Source organism: Pseudomonas sp. (assembly GCF_017744435.1).
Lineage (GTDB): Bacteria > Pseudomonadota > Gammaproteobacteria > Pseudomonadales > Pseudomonadaceae > Aquipseudomonas.
In genome coordinates this window covers 1-17,469 of sequence record NZ_JAGIBG010000025.1, presented here as the reverse complement: position 1 = coordinate 17,469, position 17,469 = coordinate 1, and the positions used below count along the sequence as shown (strand labels likewise).

General features: G+C 64.2%; 16 protein-coding genes. 4 read left to right on the top strand and 12 right to left on the bottom strand.

Translation table 11 applies throughout. The features are described 5' to 3' along the window. From J7573_RS17150 to J7573_RS17140, 3 genes are read left to right on the top strand one after another with little or no spacing between them, the layout of a single operon-like run. A complete protein-coding gene (locus J7573_RS17150) occupies window positions 1-1,398 on the top strand; it encodes a hypothetical protein (RefSeq protein WP_294337706.1) in 1,398 nt (465 codons plus the stop codon). A 36-nt stretch (window positions 1,399-1,434) separates the two neighbouring features. After that, entirely contained in the window at window positions 1,435-2,577 is a 1,143-nt protein-coding gene (locus J7573_RS17145) for a merozoite surface protein 3b (RefSeq protein WP_294337703.1), read from the top strand. Next, window positions 2,574-2,936, top strand: a complete 363-nt coding sequence (locus J7573_RS17140) for a DUF6384 family protein (RefSeq protein ID WP_294337700.1) — start codon at window positions 2,574-2,576, stop codon at window positions 2,934-2,936. The genes J7573_RS17145 and J7573_RS17140 overlap by 4 nt, the downstream gene beginning before the upstream one ends. 62 nt (window positions 2,937-2,998) lie before the next feature. Here the strand turns inward: J7573_RS17140 and J7573_RS17135 are convergent, their stop codons facing one another. Genes J7573_RS17135 through zwf form a run of 3 tightly spaced genes read right to left on the bottom strand, consistent with a single transcriptional unit; the run spans window position 2,999 to window position 5,866 of the window. Continuing rightward, entirely contained in the window at window positions 2,999-3,679 is a 681-nt protein-coding gene (locus J7573_RS17135; RefSeq protein ID WP_294337698.1) for a bifunctional 4-hydroxy-2-oxoglutarate aldolase/2-dehydro-3-deoxy-phosphogluconate aldolase, read from the bottom strand. A gap of 17 nt (window positions 3,680-3,696) precedes the next feature. After that, the gene (pgl, locus tag J7573_RS17130; protein WP_294337696.1) at window positions 3,697-4,410 is read right to left on the bottom strand and encodes a 6-phosphogluconolactonase; all 714 of its coding nucleotides are present in this window, start codon (window positions 4,408-4,410) and stop codon (window positions 3,697-3,699) included. Further along, a complete protein-coding gene (gene zwf / locus J7573_RS17125; RefSeq protein ID WP_294337693.1) occupies window positions 4,397-5,866 on the bottom strand; it encodes a glucose-6-phosphate dehydrogenase in 1,470 nt (489 codons plus the stop codon). The genes pgl and zwf overlap by 14 nt, the downstream gene beginning before the upstream one ends. 211 nt (window positions 5,867-6,077) lie before the next feature. Between zwf and hexR the strand changes: the two genes are divergently transcribed. Continuing rightward, window positions 6,078-6,941 carry a DNA-binding transcriptional regulator HexR gene (hexR, locus tag J7573_RS17120; RefSeq protein WP_177326722.1) on the top strand — a complete coding sequence of 288 codons (864 nt, stop codon included), beginning with the start codon at window positions 6,078-6,080 and terminating at the stop codon, window positions 6,939-6,941. Here the strand turns inward: hexR and J7573_RS17115 are convergent. The 9 genes from J7573_RS17115 to gltR all read right to left on the bottom strand — a co-directional run bounded on the left by J7573_RS17115 (window position 6,934) and on the right by gltR (window position 17,281). Then, a complete protein-coding gene (locus J7573_RS17115; protein WP_103445509.1) occupies window positions 6,934-7,788 on the bottom strand; it encodes a D-hexose-6-phosphate mutarotase in 855 nt (284 codons plus the stop codon). The genes hexR and J7573_RS17115 overlap by 8 nt on opposite strands. A gap of 117 nt (window positions 7,789-7,905) precedes the next feature. Beyond that, window positions 7,906-9,249: a carbohydrate porin gene (locus tag J7573_RS17110; RefSeq protein WP_294337690.1), complete on the bottom strand. Its 1,344-nt coding sequence runs from the start codon at window positions 9,247-9,249 to the stop codon at window positions 7,906-7,908. 41 nt (window positions 9,250-9,290) lie between these two features. Beyond that, entirely contained in the window at window positions 9,291-10,445 is a 1,155-nt protein-coding gene (ugpC, locus tag J7573_RS17105; RefSeq protein WP_294337687.1) for a sn-glycerol-3-phosphate ABC transporter ATP-binding protein UgpC, read from the bottom strand. Between the two features lie 3 nt (window positions 10,446-10,448). Next, the gene (locus tag J7573_RS17100; protein ID WP_294337686.1) at window positions 10,449-11,294 is read right to left on the bottom strand and encodes a carbohydrate ABC transporter permease; all 846 of its coding nucleotides are present in this window, start codon (window positions 11,292-11,294) and stop codon (window positions 10,449-10,451) included. Continuing rightward, window positions 11,287-12,195: a sugar ABC transporter permease gene (locus J7573_RS17095; protein WP_294337684.1), complete on the bottom strand. Its 909-nt coding sequence runs from the start codon at window positions 12,193-12,195 to the stop codon at window positions 11,287-11,289. Before J7573_RS17095 ends, J7573_RS17100 begins: the two co-directional genes overlap by 8 nt. Before the next feature lie 182 nt (window positions 12,196-12,377). Then, entirely contained in the window at window positions 12,378-13,664 is a 1,287-nt protein-coding gene (locus tag J7573_RS17090) for an ABC transporter substrate-binding protein (protein ID WP_294337682.1), read from the bottom strand. Between the two features lie 104 nt (window positions 13,665-13,768). Then, the gene (locus J7573_RS17085) at window positions 13,769-15,019 is read right to left on the bottom strand and encodes an AGE family epimerase/isomerase (protein ID WP_294337679.1); all 1,251 of its coding nucleotides are present in this window, start codon (window positions 15,017-15,019) and stop codon (window positions 13,769-13,771) included. 101 nt (window positions 15,020-15,120) lie between these two features. Beyond that, on the bottom strand, window positions 15,121-16,575 hold the full coding sequence (locus tag J7573_RS17080; protein ID WP_294337677.1) for an ATP-binding protein: 1,455 nt from the start codon (window positions 16,573-16,575) through the stop codon (window positions 15,121-15,123). After that, window positions 16,556-17,281, bottom strand: a complete 726-nt coding sequence (gene gltR, locus J7573_RS17075) for a two-component system response regulator GltR (protein WP_294337674.1) — start codon at window positions 17,279-17,281, stop codon at window positions 16,556-16,558. The genes J7573_RS17080 and gltR overlap by 20 nt, the downstream gene beginning before the upstream one ends. Window positions 17,282-17,469: the final 188 nt, after the last annotated feature.

The window sequence follows — 17,469 nt, the reverse complement described above, 5'->3', positions numbered from 1 at the left end:
ATGACTCCGACCGCCCTCGCCAAAGCACTTGAGAAGAACTCGCGCCAGGCCGAAAAACACCTGCGCCAGGCCGAGGAGGCCTTGTATGCCGAGGCCGACCAGGAAACTCGACTCGAACACTTGATCGCGTCGAAACTGAGCGAAATCGCCGGCCTGCAACTGGAAGCCAACCCCGCGCAAGACCAACGCACCCGGCAACTGCTCGAACAGCGTGAGCTGGAGCGTACGGCGCTCGGCCAGCAACTCGAGCAGGTCGAACGGTCCATCGCCAGCAGCCTGGCGAAACAGCAGGCGATACGCCAGGACCTCGGCCAGCTGGATGCCAAGGCCCAGGCCCTGCTGGAACAGGACCCGGCACATCGCCGTTTGCTCGAGCAGTTGGACGCCGCCGACCTGGCCGAACGGCAAGCCCAGGCCGGCTACACGGAAATCCGTGACGAATGCGCCAGCAAGCTGCAAGGCTACGCCACCCACCCCCTCTACGCCTTCCTCAAGGCGCGCCAGTACGGTACCGAGCAGTACCGCCCGAAGCTTTTCCAGCGTGCACTGGACGACTACCTGGCCCGCAAGGTGGACTTTCGCGTAAACCACGCCAACGAGCAGATCCTGTTGGCCATGCAAGCCCGCAACGAGACCCTCGCCCAGACCCTCGGCGAGGCGCGCCAGCAGTTGCAGGCACAACACCAGCAACAACTGGACAAGGCGCGCGAGAGCCTCGGCATGCAGGCGTCGATGACTCAGGAGCAAGACCTCGACACGTTGCTTGGCGAGGCCAAGGCCCAGGCCAGTGCGCTGCATGCGCAGCTGGCCGCCTTCAACGAGCAGCGTGACCCGCACCTGCAGCAGCTGCGCCAGACGATCGCCGAGCGGCTCAAGGAGCGGCCTCTGGCCGAACTGATCGTCGAGGCGGCCAAGACCCCTGACCAGCGTGACGATGTACTGGTCGGCGATCTGCAACTGCTGCACGCCCGCCTGCGGGAACTGCAGCAGCGCCTGAGGGCCGCACGCGACGAGGCCGCCGACCAGCGCCGCCTCTACGAGCGCGCCAAGACCCTCGAGTACGCACTGCGTGACGACCATTACCGCGATCCGAGCAACGAATACGAGCTGCCCCAGCCAATCGAGCAGGTGCTGGCGGGCTACATGCAAGGCCAGTTCGACACGTACGCCGTGCAGAAGCTCCTCGACGAAAACCGCCAGTATGTGCCGCTGCACCGCCGCGGCGATGCCAGGAACCACCAGTGGGGCAGTGCATCGACCTACACCGCGGGCGACTTTGCCGGTTCGCGCAGCTCGTCCGGTAGTACTTTCCACACCTCAAGCAGTTCAGGTGGCGGGGGTTTCAAAACCACCCACAGTTCAGGTGGTGGCGGCTTCCGCACTACCGACAGTTTCTGACGCACTCCCCAGACAACCACTCAGGCAAGGACACCCATGAGCCAATACCTCCAACGCGCCCTCGACGGCCTGCGCCAACTCGGTATCTCCTTCAGCCAGCCGACCCAACCGGCCCCGGTGCTGGTACTGCTGGACAAGGTCGCGCACTACGACGAACAACGCGTCACCGGCATTGCCGCAGTGCTGCAACAGGCGACCCTGTTCAACCAGACCGTGCGCGAACAGATCGCCGGCATGGACATCTCGCACCGCTACATGAACATCACCGACAGCTTCACCTCGATCCGCGAGGATGCTGCCGCGATGGCCTCGTGGATGGACGACGGGCGCCTGGACACCGTCGAACGCCTGAAGATGGCCTGGATGAACATGCGCCGCGGCTCGATCCCGAGCCGTTTCGAGGACATCCGCAAGCACTACCTCGACGTGTGCGAAGCCGCCAGTGACCAGATCACTCGGGAAGGCCTGATCCTCGAGTCGTACATGGACTTCCGCCTGGCCATGAAGACTGCCGAGGTCGATGCCCAGCAGGTGCTGACCCTCGCCGGGCAGTCGCTGCAGCAGCGCACCCAGGCCCTGGATGCCGCCAACGCCACCGTGGCCGCCGCCGAAGGGCAGGAACCGGCCCAGCGCGCAGCCCTTGAGCTGGCCCGCGACGAGGCGGTACGCGCGCTGCAGAATGAAGACAAGAGCTACCAGATCGTCAAGGACATCGCCGACGACCTGCGGGTCGGCTACAACACCGCCGAGATGGTGTTCGCCCGCATCAGCCAGGTGCACGTGGTCAAGGAGCGCCAGTACCAGCGCATGATCTCGTTCTTCTCCACCAACGAAGTGGTGCTCACCAGCCTGGCCGTGTCGTTCACCGCCAACCAGGGCATGGCCGAGGCCACCCACACCCTCAACGCCACCACTGCCGGCATCAACAAGGGCCTCGAGGCGTTGGGCGAGCTGGGCAACAAGCAGCTCGGCGCGGCGATGAAGGCCAGCTATGGCTCGACTCTGCGGGTCGAATCGGTACGCGCGCTGGCCCAGGCCACCCTGGACTTCCAGAACGACATGAAAGGCCTGACCGAGACCTACCGTGCCGAGTCGACCAAGGCCGCGCAGGACATCGCCACGGCCGTCGAAGACGCCAAACGCGCCTTCTCCAACCTGCTGACCAAGGCAGCGCAGTGAAGCAAGGCTCGCTCAGCGAACAGATGGGGGCCATGGCCCTCGTCGATCAGCTGCGCCTGCAGCAACGGCAGGCGCAGGATCACCTGGACCTGCCGCGCCGTCGCGAAGAAGTGGCGCAACGCATCCGCACCTATTACCAGGCCCAGGGCATCGCCTGCGACGACGCTCTGATCGACCAGGGGGTACGGGCTTTCTTCGCCGAGCGCCTGGTGTTCAAGGCACCCGAGCTGTCTCGCCAGAGCCGCTCATGGTGCTGGCTGATCATGCGCCAGGGACGTATCGCGGTATTGCTGTTCCGTGCCTTGCTACTCATCGGCACCTTCGCCCTGGTAGCGAAGCTCGAAGCAGTGACCCGCTAGCGGGCGGCAAAAAAAAAGGGCGCCGACCAAGCGCCCCATAAGCCGTAAAGCACACAACAGATTCAGTTGGCGTCCAGCAGTGCCATCGCCTCGGCGCTGCACGCCTCGATCCGCGCCCAGTCGCCGTTCTTGATCCAGCTGCTGTCGAGCATCCAGGTGCCGCCCACGCACATCACGTTAGGTAGCGCCATGTAGTTGCGCACGTTAGCCGGGTTCACGCCACCCGTCGGGCAGAAGCGGATGTCACCGAACGGGCCGGCAAAGGCCTTGATCGCGGCCACACCGCCGCTGATTTCCGCCGGGAACAGCTTGAAGCGACGGTAGCCCAGGGCATAGCCCATCATGATCTCGGACGGCGTGCTGATGCCTGGCAGCAGCGGGATCTCGCTGTCGACACCGGCTTCGAGGATGTCCTGGGTGATGCCCGGCGTGACGACGAACTGCGCGCCAGCGGCTTCCACCGCCGCGAACATGCTGCGGTCGAGCACGGTGCCGGCGCCGACGCACAGCTCTGGGCGCTGCTCACGCAGCACCTGGATAGCCTTCAGGCCATGCTGCGAACGCAAGGTCACTTCCAGGGTGCGGATACCGCCAGCAGCCAGGGCGTCAGCCAGTGGCAGGATGTCTTCCTCACGGGCGATGGTGATTACCGGGAGGATGCGCGCCTGTTCGCAGATGGCATCGATCCGGGCGGCTTTATCCGCCATCGAAAGCTTGGGCTGTGGGCGTTCAAGGGTGGTCATGACAGTGGATCCTTGGCTCATGGGCACCAGTAGATGTCCAGGGGGTCGTGAAGAAAGGCGCGAATCGGCATTTCGGAAAGGTCGTTGCCCGCCAGCGCGGCGCGCAGGGTAGCGAGTTTGCCCGGGCCTTGCACGGACAGCGCGATGAATGCCGCGCCGGCCAGCAGTGAACGGGTCATCGACAGGCGCTGGTGCGGTACGCTCGGGGCCAGCATCGGCAGGCAACGGCGCGTGCTGTTCAGGTCCAGGCCTTCGGCAAGGTTGGGGCTGCCCGGGAACAGCGAGGCGGTATGGCCATCGTCGCCCATGCCCAGCACCAGCACATCGATCGGCGGCAGCGCTGCCAAGGCCTGGTCGGCGTTGCCTGCGGCCGTGTCGAGGTTTTCGGCCTGCTGATACAGCCCGACGAAGCGGGCCTTGCCGGCAGCGCCCTTGAGCAAGTGGCGGGCCAGCAGCCCGGCATTGCTGTCGGCGTGCTCCACCGGCACCCAGCGCTCGTCGGCCAGGCTGACGGTGACCTTGGTCCAGTCCAGCTGTTCACCCGCCAGCTTCTCGAGGAACGGCACCGGGCTGCGACCGCCAGACAACACCACGCAGGCCTGACCCTTGGCGGCAATGGCTGCACGCAGGTGCTCGGCCACGTCTTGGGCCAGGGTTGCGGCCAGTGCTTTGGCATCCGCCAGGTCGTGCACCTGCACGGCCGCTGGCAGCTTCAATTCAGATATCGCCATACCACGCCCTCCCATCGCGCGTGATCAATGCAATCGAGCTCATCGGCCCCCAGGACCCCGCCGCGTATGGCTTGGGCGCATCGCCCGCGTTACGCCAGCCGGCGATCAACTGGTCACACCACTTCCAGGCATACTCGATCTCGTCCTTGCGCACGAACAGGTTCTGGTTGCCACGCATCACTTCGAGCAGCAAGCGCTCGTAGGCATCCGGAATCCGCGCGCTGCGCCAGGTGTCGGAAAAATTCAGCTGCAGCGGGCCACTGCGCAGTTGCATGCCCTTGTCCAGGCCCTGCTCCTTGGTCATCACCCGCAAGGATATGCCTTCGTCCGGTTGCAGGCGGATGATCAGCTTGTTACCGATCTGCAAACGCTGTTCCGGGGCGAAGATGTAGTGCGGCGTCTCCTTGAAATGGATGACGATCTGCGACAGCTTCTGCGGCATGCGCTTGCCGGTGCGCAGGTAGAACGGCACGCCCGACCAGCGCCAGTTGCGGATGTCGGCGCGCAGGGCGACGAAGGTTTCGGTGTCGCTCTGCGCGTTGGAATTGTCTTCTTCCAGGTAGCCAGGCACCGGCTTGCCGTCGCTGTAGCCGGCAATGTACTGACCGCGCACCACGCGGGTGCTCAAGCCCTCGCCGGTGATCGGTGCCAGTGCCTTGAGGACCTTGACCTTCTCGTCACGGATGCTGTCGGCCGACAGCTCGCTGGGCGGGTCCATGGCGATCAGGCAGAGTAGTTGCAGCAGGTGGTTCTGGATCATGTCGCGCAGCTGGCCGGCCTTGTCGAAATAGCCCCAGCGGCCCTCGATGCCGACCTTCTCCGCCACGGTGATCTCCACGTGGGAGATGGAATTCTGGTTCCACTGGGTTTCGAACAGGCTGTTGGCAAAACGCAGGGCGATCAGGTTCTGCACCGTCTCCTTGCCCAGGTAGTGGTCAATGCGATAGACCCGGCTTTCCGGGAAGAACCGCGCTACGGCATCGTTGACCCGCCGTGATGACTCCAGGTCATGGCCGATGGGTTTTTCCAGCACCACCCGGGTGCGGGCGGCCAGGCCAGCCTTGTCGAGGTTTTCGCAGATGGCGCCGTAGACGGCCGCCGCCGTGGCGAAGTAGGCGATCAGCGGCTGCTCGGCACCCAGTTGTTCGGCCAGGGCCTGGTAGCCTTCGGGCTGCAGGAAGTCCAAGTGCTGGTAGCGCAGGCGGCCCAGGAAACGCCCCAAGGCGGCGGGCTCGATTTCAGCCTCGGCCACATGCCGGCGCAGGTGCGTTTCGATGGTGTTCAGGTGATCCTCGGCGCTGCCGGCCTCGCGGGCCAACGCCAGCAGGCGGGTGTCCGCGTGCAGGAGGTTGGCACGGTCGAGCTGGTAGAGCGCGGGAAACAGCTTGCGCAGTGCCAGGTCGCCAAGGGCGCCAAACAGGGCAAAGGTGCAAGGTTCGACACTGATCGCAGCCATGATGTTGGTTCTTTCCTAAAGTTGGTCTAGGAATACCGCTTTCACACACGGTTTTCAAGGGATAATGTAGTAAAAACCACAACATTACACACAAGCGTTACAGACAAGTGGTACGCCAATCGCACCGACAGTACGATAGACGACCGTGCAAAAGGCCTGCTGCTCACACAGCCGGCTGTCTTCTCGACCCAAGGACACACCCATGGACCGCGTGCGAAACCTCCTGGAACAGATCCAGGGACGCCTCGACGAGCTGAACAAGGCCGAACGCAAAGTCGCCGAAGTCATCCTGCTCAACCCGCAACAAGCCACCCGCTTCAGCATCGCCGCGCTGGCCCAGGCGGCCAAGGTCAGCGAACCGACCGTCAACCGCTTCTGCCGCTCGTTCGGCGTCAGCGGCTACCCGGAACTCAAGCTGCAACTGGCGCAGAGCCTGGCCAGCGGCGCCGCTTATGTCAGCCGTGCGGTGGAAGCCGACGACGACCCGGCAGCCTACACCCAGAAGATCTTCGGCAGTGCCATCGCCTCGCTCGACAGCGCCTGCCAGCAACTGGACCCGCAACAGGTCAGCCGCGCCGTGGACATGATGATCCAGGCCCGGCAGATCCACTTCTTCGGCCTCGGCGCCTCGGCGCCGGTGGCTCTCGATGCCCAGCACAAGTTCTTCCGCTTCAACCTTGCGGTATCGGCCCACGCTGACGTGCTGATGCAGCGCATGCTGGCCTCGGTGGCGCACACCGGCGACCTGTTCGTGATCATTTCCTACACCGGGCGCACCCGCGAGCTGGTCGAAGTAGCACGCCTGGCCCGGGAAAACGGCGCCTCGGTGCTTGGTCTGACCGCTGCCGGCTCGCCGTTGGCCCAGGCCTGCAGCCTGAGCCTGCACATTCCGCTGCCGGAAGACACCGACATCTACATGCCGATGACCTCGCGGATCATTCAGCTGACCGTGCTCGACGTGCTGGCCACCGGCATGACCCTGCGCCGCGGCGTGGACTTCCAGCCGCACTTGCGCAAGATCAAGGAAAGCCTCAACGCCAGCCGCTACCCGATCGAGGACGACGAACTCAACTGAGCCGGTGCGCCTGCAGCCGCAGGTGCGCGCGCTGCCCCGGCGCCAGGCTCAGGCCCTCGCCACTGCCACTGGCCGCCTCGACGCAGACGAAACCCTGGCATTCACGGCCGCTGACGCCCATCAGCGGCCGATTACCCGGGTGCCAGACCACGGTATCGTCGCTGTCGCCCGTGTCGATGCACAGCTCCCGCTCCCAGGCCGGGTCCTGCAACTGCACCCGCGGCGTGCCCGGGTAGACCTTCTGGCAGCCACCCTTGAGCTTGAGTGCACCGTCTTCACGGCAGGCCTGGCGACTCAGGCGGTCATAGCCTTCGATATCCTCGAGCCCAGACAGCGCTATCTCAGACACGTCACTGATACGCCAGTAGGCCAGCAGCGCATGGCTCAACTGGCAAGGTTCACTGTCCTGGTGCTCGGTGCTCAGGCTCAGCTCCATGCGGTTGCCGAGCCTGGCGTGCAGGTCTACCTGCCAGTCGCACAGGTCCAGCCGCCACTTCAGGCTGACGCCCTCCTCGTCTTCGCGGCTGTCCACCAGCTTCCAGTCCAGCAAGCGCGCCCAGCCATGGGCTGGCCACAGGTCTTCGCTGGGGTGGCGGCCGTACCAGGGCCAGCACACCGGCACACCACCGCGGATGGCACCCACCTGCGGCCATTGCTCGGCGCACCACAGCCAGGGCCGCTCACCGGCCGGCTGAAAGTGCAACAGTTGCGCACCCTGGCGGCTGAACACCGCCTGGCAACGGGGATGGTCGATGATCAGCACATCGCGCTGCTGGTAACGCTCCCACTCGAATGTCGGCCGCGGCCGCTGCGAGGAAAAGAAGCGATGTAGCGGATGTTCAGGCATGGTTCCAAGCTCTTGTTGTTTGAGATAGCGCTATCTCGGCCTATCCCCGACAACCACTGCAAGCCAGTGGGTGCCGGGAGCCGAATTTGGATTGGCGTAAATTTACAACAAGTTCGCTTAGAAAGACGACTGAATCTTCAAACCTGCGACCAGCGCGTTGTCGACTTCGTCCACACCCCCCGGGCTCTTGATGTACTGCAAGTTGGGCCGCACGGTCAGCCAGTTGGTGACGTGGAAGCCGTAGTAGAGCTCGGCGTTGTACTCGGTGCGCTGCAGCGGCACGAAGCCTGGATTGTCGTAGTCGTCGATGCCGTTCTGGGCATTGAGCAGCTCGGCGCGTTTCTTCACGTCATCGTTGACGTGGATGCGGGCTACGCCAAAGCCGATGTCATCCTTGGGCCGGGCGTCGAAGGCGCCTTTGTAGACCAGGCCGACCTGCTGGTAGTTGTCGACCACGTTGGTGGCCTTGTCGTGCACGGTGAAGTTGGCGAACAGGCTCAGGCCGCGATTGATGTCGCCGCCATGGGCGGTGACCTGCTGCTGCGCCACCACCCACCAGCCGTGCTTGCTCGAGTGCGACTTGAAGTCCTGGCCGGTGATCGCCTGCGGGTTGCCGTTGACGTCCTCGAACACGTCATCGGCCTTGGCCGTGCTGTAGTAGTAACCCAGGCGGTATTCACCCGGCAGGTCATTGACCTTGGGCGACCAGACCATCTCGACCGGCAGGATTGCGCCTTTCGTGCCGCTGCCACTGAGCTTGAAGCCGTTACCGGTCTCCAGGTTCGACGGGTTCTGTTCGTAAGCGCCGACTTGCACGAAGAATTCCGGGGTGATGTTGTACTTGACCCGCAGTGCCCACTGGCTGACCGGCCAGTTGTACCAGATGCTGCCGACCCAGTTGCCCACCTGCGAGCCGCAGAAGGCCAGGTTCTGGAAGTCGCAGGGGAAGCTGTTGAAGTCCTCACCCTCACCGAAGCGGCCGACTTTCACGTCCAGCGCGCCGTCGAAATACTTCTGCTTGACCCACATCTGCGTCAGGCGCCAGGTCTGGCCACGGCCCCACACTTCCTGCACCGAGCTGAACTGCCCGGCGCGGGGGTCGCTGATGCGGTCGTTGGACAGGTTGCGGCCGCTGCGTTCGGTGATCGCCAGCTTGAACTCGGCATCGTGCCAACCGAGGATCTTCTGCAGGTCCAGGTGGGCACCAAGCGCGAACTGGTCACTGTAGCGTGCGGTCTTGTCGTCGTTATAGCCGCCATGCAGGTTACCGGCCACCTCGCCCACGTAGTCGAGGGTGAAGTCGTAGCCCTTGTCCAGCAGTTCGGTGCGGGTACCGCCCCAATCGCCGGTCATCCATTTCGACTCGCTGGAAAATGCCTCGGCAGCCTGCACGCCGCTGCTGCCAACCACGGCAAGCAGGGCCAGTGAACCCAAGGTCCTGATGCGATTGCGCTGTTCCATCCCTTTGCGTCCTCTTTTTTCTTATTGATGGTGTAGACGAATTAGCGGCCCTTGAAGTGAGCCACGTTGTCCTTTACGGCGGTATTGCTGCTGGCCAGGTGCAAACGCTCGCCGCTGTCGGCATCGAACAGCAGCACCCGTGCCGGGTCGAACTGCAGGTTCAGGCTGTCGCCGACCCGGCAGGCAATGTCCGGCGCCAGGCGGCAACAGACCTTGGTCTGGTTGAGGGTGACGAACACCAGCAGGTCCGGCCCGGTGGGCTCGGTCACCTGCACTTCGGCGCGGATACCGGGCAGGCCGTTGCCCTCGCCTGCGCCCAGGGCGATCTGCTCGGGGCGGATGCCGAGAATGATCTCGCGACCATCGAGGTCGTCGTTGGCCGGCCCCAACGGCAGTTCGCAGCGCGCCTGGCCACTGTCGAGCACCGCCAACAGGCGCCCGTCCTGCTTGGTCAGGCGCACTGGAATGAAGTTCATCGGTGGCGAACCGATGAAACTGGCGACGAACTGATTGGCCGGGTCGTTGTAGATCTGCTGTGGCGTGCCGAACTGCTGGATGATGCCGTCCTTCATCACCGCCACCTTGTCGCCAAGGGTCATGGCCTCGATCTGGTCGTGGGTCACATACACCGTGGTGGTCTTCAGGCGCTGGTGCATCAGTTTCATTTCAGTGCGCATCTCGACCCGCAGCTTGGCGTCGAGGTTGGACAGCGGCTCGTCGAACAGGTAGATCTTCGGCCGCCGCGCCAGCGCCCGGCCCATGGCCACACGCTGTTGCTGGCCGCCGGACAGCTGCGCCGGCTTGCGTGCAAGCAGGTGCTCGATCTGCAGCAGCTTGGCCACCCGCGCCACTTCTTCGTCGATGGCCGACTGCGGCAGCTTGCGGATCTTCAGGCCGAATTCGATGTTCTCGCGCACGCTCATGGTCGGGTACAGCGCATAGGACTGAAACACCATGGCGATGTCGCGATCCTTGGGGCTCATGCCGCTGACGTCCTGGTCATCGATGAGGATCGCGCCGCCGGTAATGTTCTCAAGGCCAGCGATGCAGTTCATCAAGGTCGATTTGCCGCAGCCCGAAGGGCCGACCAGGATCAGGAACTCACCATCCCTGATCGACAGCTGGATGTCCTTGAGGGTGTCTGGCAGGCCGCTGCCGTAGGTCTTGTTCACATTGCGAAGTTCGAGCGTTGCCATGACTTACCCCTTGACCGCGCCGGCCGTGAGCCCGCGGACGAAATATTTGCCTGCCACCACGTAGACCAGCAGGGTTGGCAGGCCGGCAATCATCGCCGCCGCCATGTCGACGTTGTATTCCTTGGCCCCGGTGCTGGTGTTGACCAGGTTGTTCAAGGCCACGGTGATCGGCTGTGAATCGCCGCTGGAGAACACCACGCCGAACAGGAAGTCGTTCCAGATCTGGGTGAACTGCCAGATCAGGCAGACCATGATGATCGGTGTCGACATCGGCAGGATGATGCGGCGGAAGATGGTGAAGAAGCCGGCGCCGTCCAGGCGCGCGGCCTTGACCAGGGCATCGGGGATGCTCACGTAGAAGTTGCGGAAGAACAGCGTGGTGAACGCCAGGCCGTAGACCACGTGCACCAGCACCAGGCCGCTGGTGGTGCTGGCCAGGCCCAGCTTGCCAAGGGTGAACGACGCCGGCAGCAGCACAGTCTGGAACGGCAGGAAGCAGCCGAACAGCAGCAGGCCGAAGAACAGCTGCGAGCCACGGAAGCGCCACATCGACAACACATAGCCATTCAGCGCACCGATACTGGTAGAAATCAGTACCGCTGGCACGGTGATCATGATCGAGTTCCAGAAGTAGCCACTGACCGTGCCCCAGGCCTTGACCCAGCCAATGCCGGTGATCACGGCGGGCCAGCTCAGCAGGTTGCCGGTGCTGATGTCTTCCGGGGACTTGAAGCTGGTCAGCAGCATCACCACCAGCGGCACCAGGTAGAGCAGCACGGCGATCAGCAGTACGGCGTGGATGGCAACTCGACTCAGGCTCAGCGCCGGTCTATCTGTTGGACTATGCATGGCGCTTGCTCCGCAGCTCCGAGTACAGGTACGGCACGAGGATCGCCAGGATCGCCCCAAGCATCAGGATGGCACTGGCCGAGCCCATGCCCATCTGGCCGCGGCTGAAGGTGAAGGAGTACATGAACATCGCTGGCAGGTCGGAGGAGTAGCCCGGGCCCCCGGCCGTCATCGCCGCCACCAGGTCGAAGCTCTTGATGGCGATGTGCGAAAGAATCATCAGCGAGCTGAAGAACACCGGACGCAGGCTGGGCAGCACCACGGTCCAGTAGATGCGTGGCAGGCTGGCGCCATCGATCTGCGCGGCGCGGATGATCGACTGGTCGACCCCACGCAGGCCGGCGAGGAACATCGCCATGATGAAGCCCGAGGCCTGCCAAACGGCGGCGATCACCAGGCAGTACACCACCCGGTCAGGGTCGATCAGCCAGTCCAGGCGAAAGCCCTCCCAACCCCAGTCACGTAGCAGTTTATCCAAGCCCATGCCGGGGTTGAGCAGCCATTTCCAGGCGGTACCGGTGACGATCATCGACAACGCCATGGGGTACAGGTAGATGGTGCGGATGAAGCCTTCGCGGCGGATGCGCTGGTCCAGCAGCACGGCCAGCAGCACGCCGATGGCCAGGCTGATGGCGATGAACAGGCCACCGAACAGCATCAGGTTCTTGCTCGCCACCCACCAGCGGTCGTTGTCGAACAGCCGGGCGTACTGCGCCAGGCCCGCCCATTTGTAGGTCGGCAGGAAGGTCGAGGTGGTGAAAGAGAGGACGAAGGTCCACAGGATGTAGCCGTAGAAGCCCACCAGGACGATGAACATGCTCGGCGCCAGCACCAGTTTTGGTAGCCAGCGCTGCAGCGCGTCCAGGGGGGAGGCCCGCAGTTGGGCGGTTGCTGTTGTCATGGGTCACCTTTCAGGCGCTGCCACACTGGCTGTAGGAGCGGCCTTGTGTCGCGAAAGGGCTGCACAGCAGCCCCCACGGACTCAAAACCATCACCTTCCTGACAGATCGAGCGCACCGGATTGGGGCTGCTGTGCAGCCCTTTCGCGACACAAGGCCGCTCCTACAGAGATCGCGCCAGCCTTTACTTGGCTGCCTTGATCGCCGCCGCCAGCTTCTTCGCCGCATCGGCCGGGTCGGCCTTGGGGTCGTTGATGTAGTTGGTCACCACATCGAAGAAGGCGCCCTGCACGGCCAGCGTGGTGGCCATGTTGTGCGCCATGCTCGGCTGCAGGCCGCCGGTCTTGGCGTCAGCGAGGAAGTCCTTGGCGGAGGTCTGGGCGCAGGCGTCGAAACCGTACTTGCCCATATCGGCCAGCATGTCGTTGCGCACCGGGATCGAGCCCTTGTTGAAGCTGAAGACCTTTTGGAAGTCCTCGCCCAACACCTTGCGGGCGATGTCCTGCTGGCCGGCGGCAGTGCCCTTGTCGTTCTGCTTGAACACCACCAGCGAGTCGATGTTGTAGAGGAACGCCTTGTCAGTGCCGGGGAACGGTACGCACTGGTAATCCTTGCCGGCGGTCTTCTTGGCCAGGGTCCACTCGCTCTTGGCCCAGTCGCCCATGATCTGCATGCCGGCCTTGCCGTTGATGACCTTGGCCGCTTCGAGGTTCCAGTCCTGGCCCTTGCCGTCAGGGTCCATGTAGGTAGCGACTTTCTTGAGTTCGGCGAGCGACTTGACCATCTCGGGGCCGGTCAGGGCTTTTTCGTCCAGATCGACCAACGCTTTCTTGTAACCCTCCACGCCCATCACCGCCAACACCACGCTCTCGAAGACCGTGCTGTCCTGCCAGGGCTGGCCGCCATGGGCGAGCGGAATGAAACCGGCAGCCTTGAGCTTGTCGGCCGCGGCGTAGAATTCGTCGAGGGTGGTCGGCGCCTTGTCGATGCCGGCTTTCTTGAATACCTCAGGGTTGATCCACAACCAGTTGATGCGGTGGATGTTGACCGGTACCGCGACATAGTCACCGTCGTATTTCACGGTGTCGGCGACTTTCTTGTCGAGCAGCGAATCCCACTGTTCGTCCTTGGCGACGCCCTTGAGCACATCGGCGTCGAGCAGGCCGGTGGCAGCCCAATCCTGGATGTCCGGCCCCTTGATTTGCGCAACACCTGGCGGATTGCCTGCCACTGCACGGCTCTTGAGCACCGTCATGGCCGTGGCACCACCGCCACCTGCGACAGCGCCGTCTTTCCAGGTGAAGCCATCTTTCTCGACCTGGGCCTTGAGCACATCCACCGCGGCTTTTTCACCACCGGAGGTCCACCAGTGCACCACTTCGACACTGCCTTTGGATTCGGCGGCGGAGGCACTGAGCGGCAGGAGCGAGGCGAGGGAAATCGCGGCGGCGAGGCGGAGCGTCGAATTCATCGGAGTACCTTTCTTGTTGTTATGCGGGGCAAGTCGGTCGCTTGCATTGCATGGAGTCTAATCAGCGCGCCCGCCTCGCCAGGTAACGAAGCGATGCGCGAATGTCATCGTTTGGTTACATAACCTGAAACGGCAGTCGCCAGGCTCGGCGCCAACGGCAGCCTCGGCAACAGTACTGCCTGATAGGCGTGATACAGGTCCGGCTTGCCCGCCCAGATGGTTGCGGCAGGCCGGTTGCCCGGGTCGAGTTGGTGATGCCAGCTGCCGGCCACCCGGTCGATGAAATGGCCGTCGATGAAGCCCCAGAAGCAGCGGTACCAGCGCTCGTACTGCGCTTCGCCGGTACGCCGCAGCAGGGCTGCTGCACTGGCGCAGGCCTCGGCGTGCACCCAGTGCAGGCGCTCGCGTACCACCGGGCGATTGTCCCAGTCCAGGGTGTAGACGATGCCTTCGTTGCCATCGACGCTCCAGGCATCGCGGCAAGCGCTGTCGAACAGCCCACGGGCGCAGCCCAGCAACCAGCCCGGTGCAGGCAAGCCGGCCAGCTCGCGAGCTGCCTGCAGATGCAACAGCAATCGCGCCCACTCGAAGGCATGGCCGGGCGTGGTGCCAAAAGGCCGGAAGTGGTCGGCGGGATCATCGCGGTTGTAGTGCGGCAGTGGCTGCCAGTGCGCGTCGAAATGCTCGACGACCCGATAGCCGTTGGCGGCAGCATGGGTGTGAATGATGCGTTGGGCGATACGCAGGGCGCGATCGAGCCACAGCGTATCGCCGGTGACATCGGCCAGGGCCAGGAATGCCTCGGTGGCGTGCATATTGCTGTTGGCGCCGCGATAGGCCTCCACCTGCTGCCAGTCGCTGGAGAACGACTCACGCAGGGCGCCCTCTTCTTCGCTCCAGAACCGCGCTTCGAGAATATGGATGGCATCCACCAGCAAACCCTGGGCACCCACGGCGCCCGCGACGGCTGCAGAGCTCGCGGCCAGCGCGACGAAGGCATGCAGGTAGGCGGCCTTGGTGCTGTCGCCCTGCCCTTGAGGGCGAGCGAACCAGCCGCCGTGACGGCTGTCGTGCAAGGCACCGCGCAAGGCGCTGACGCCATGCTCGACCAATGGCAGGCAGCCTGGCTCACCCTGCAGATGAGCCAGGGCGAAGCTGTGGGTCATGCGCGTGGTCTGCAGGGTTTCGCTGCCAGCAGCAGGCGGCAGGCAGCCCTGAACATCGAGGCAGCCGAAACCCTCAGGCAGCTGCGAAGCCCTGGCGAACGCCAGCAGGCGTTGCCCTTCGGCCTGCAGCCAGGCGGCATGTGCGGTTGAACCCAGCCAACTGCCGGGGGACAGATCAGGGGTATTCATGGGCCAGCGCGTTCCTTGCGTATCGTCGGTGAAGTCTAGCCAGCCGTCCTGGCCGGGATGTCACGAAGGGGGTCGGTTGTGTCACCAACCTGTGACACAGCTCACTCCACGCCCCTTGGCAGATACAGCGTCACCCGCAAACCGCCTTCGCGCAGGTTGAGCAGGCTTACCTCGCCCCCGTGGCTATGGGCAATGTTGCGTGCGATACCCAGGCCCAGCCCGTAGCCCTGCTGCTGGCCCGCCAGGCGAAAATGCGGCTCGAACACCTGTTCCATCTGCTGTTGCGGCACACCCGGGCCCTGGTCATCCACCTGCAGCACGAAGCCCTCGGCACTGTCGATGATGCGCAAGTGTGCCCGCTCGCCATACTTGATGGCATTGTCGATCAGGTTGCCGATACAGCGGCGCAGGGCCAGTGGCTTGCCCGGGTAGGGCGACACGGCTCGCCCTTCGACGGTGATACGGCCGTCACCCAGGTACGGCTCGGCGAGAATCTCCAGCACCTGGTTGAGGTCGATCGGCTCGATGTTCTCGTGGATGTCAGTGTCCTTCACGCACTGCAGAGCCCCCTTGACCAGCAGCTCCAGCTCGTCGAGGTCGTGGCTGAACTTGGCCTGCAGGCGCTCGTCCTCGAGCAGTTCCACGCGCAGGCGCAAACGCGTGATCGGTGTGCGCAGGTCGTGGGAAATGGCGCTGAACAACTGCGAGCGCTCGGTCAGGTAACGGCTGATGCGCTCGCGCATGCTGTTGAACGCCCGCCCCACTTCCACCACCTCGCTGCCGCCGCCTTCGGCCACCGGCGCCACATCGGCGCCCAATGACAGTTCGCGCGCGGCGCGTGCCAGGCGCTTGAGCGGCCAACTCTGCCAGTGCACCAGCAAGCCGATGAACAGCAGCAGCAAAGCAGTGGTCAGGACGATGAAGCCGATCTGCTGGCGTGGCAGGCGTTCGGTTTCGAGGCTGGTGTAGGGTTCGGGCAGCAAGGAGGCGATGTACAGCCATTCGCCCTGGTCCAGGCGGATCTGGGTCACCAGCACCGGCGGGTTGAGCGGCTCCAGGGTCAACGAGTAATGCGCCCACGAGCGCGGCAGCTCATCGAGCTTCAGGCCACTGTTGAAGATGCGCAGATCATCGGGGGCGACGAACTCGACGGAAATCTCCATCTGTTCGCCGAGCCGCTCGTGCAGCACGTCCTGGAACACATCGATCACCGCCTGCTTGCGTGGCGTGATGGGCAACACCGGCATGTCCAGCGGCTTGTCGTTGAGCGACACGAAAAAGCGCGTGCCACCCATGCTGCGCAATTGATCGAGCACCATCGGCCGATAGGCCACCGGCAGCGAGCGGAAGTAGCTGACGCTGGCGCTCATGGAATGGGCCAGGCTACCGGCACTGGCACGCAGGCCCTGCAACTGGCTGGCACGCAGCTGGGCGACCCAGATCAGGCTCGACAGGCCCTGGGCCAGCAGCACCACGAGCAAGGTCAGCAGCAGCATGCGCCCCAGCAGCGAGCGCGGCAGCAGGCGCCAGCGCCGCTCAGGAAGCGCAGCAGACATGGGCTGCCAGCAGGTAACCACTGCCACGCACGGTGCGGATCAGCCGCGCAGGCTTGTCGGTGTCGCGCAGGCGCTGACGCAGGCGACTGACCGCCATGTCGACGATGCGGTCCAGCGGCATCGGCTCACGGCCGCGGGTGGCGTTGCCGATGGTGTCGCGGTCGAGGATCTGTTGAGGGTGGTCGAGAAACAGCTTGAGCAGGGCGAAGTCGGCGCCGGACAGAATCACCTCTTCGCCGTCGCGGTGAAACAGCCGATGGCTGACGGTGTCCAGACGCCAGTCGTCGAAGGCCAGCACGGCACTGGCTGGCGCGGCCTGGCCGAACTCGCTGCGGCGCAGCAGGGCCTTGATCCGCGCCTGCAGTTCACGCGGGCTGAACGGCTTGCCCAGGTAGTCATCGGCGCCCAGTTCCAGGCCGATGACGCGGTCGGCTTCATCGGAGCTGGCGGTCAGCATGATGATCGGTACCCGTGACTGGCGCGGATGCTGGCGCACCCAGCGGCACAGGCTGAAGCCGTCTTCGTCGGGCAGCATGACGTCGAGGATCACCAGGTCGCAGGGGATATTTTCCAAGGCGCGGCGAAAACCCTGGCCATCGGCTTCGGCGTGGACCTGGAAGCCGGCACGGCTCAGGTAGGTTTGCAGCAGTTCACGAATTTCCTGATCGTCGTCGACCATCAGGATGGACTTTCCGGCAGTGCTCAAGGTATCCCGCCCTCATTGTTGTCACAGGTCTTCGTCGCCTGCTATTGGGGCCGCTTCGCGCCCCTTCGCGGGCACGCCCGCTCCCACAGGTTCTACGCCAGACCATGTGGGAGCGGGCGTGCCCGCGAAGGGGCGCGAAGCGGCCCCAATAGCAGGCGACGAAGACCTGTGACAACAATGAGGGCGGG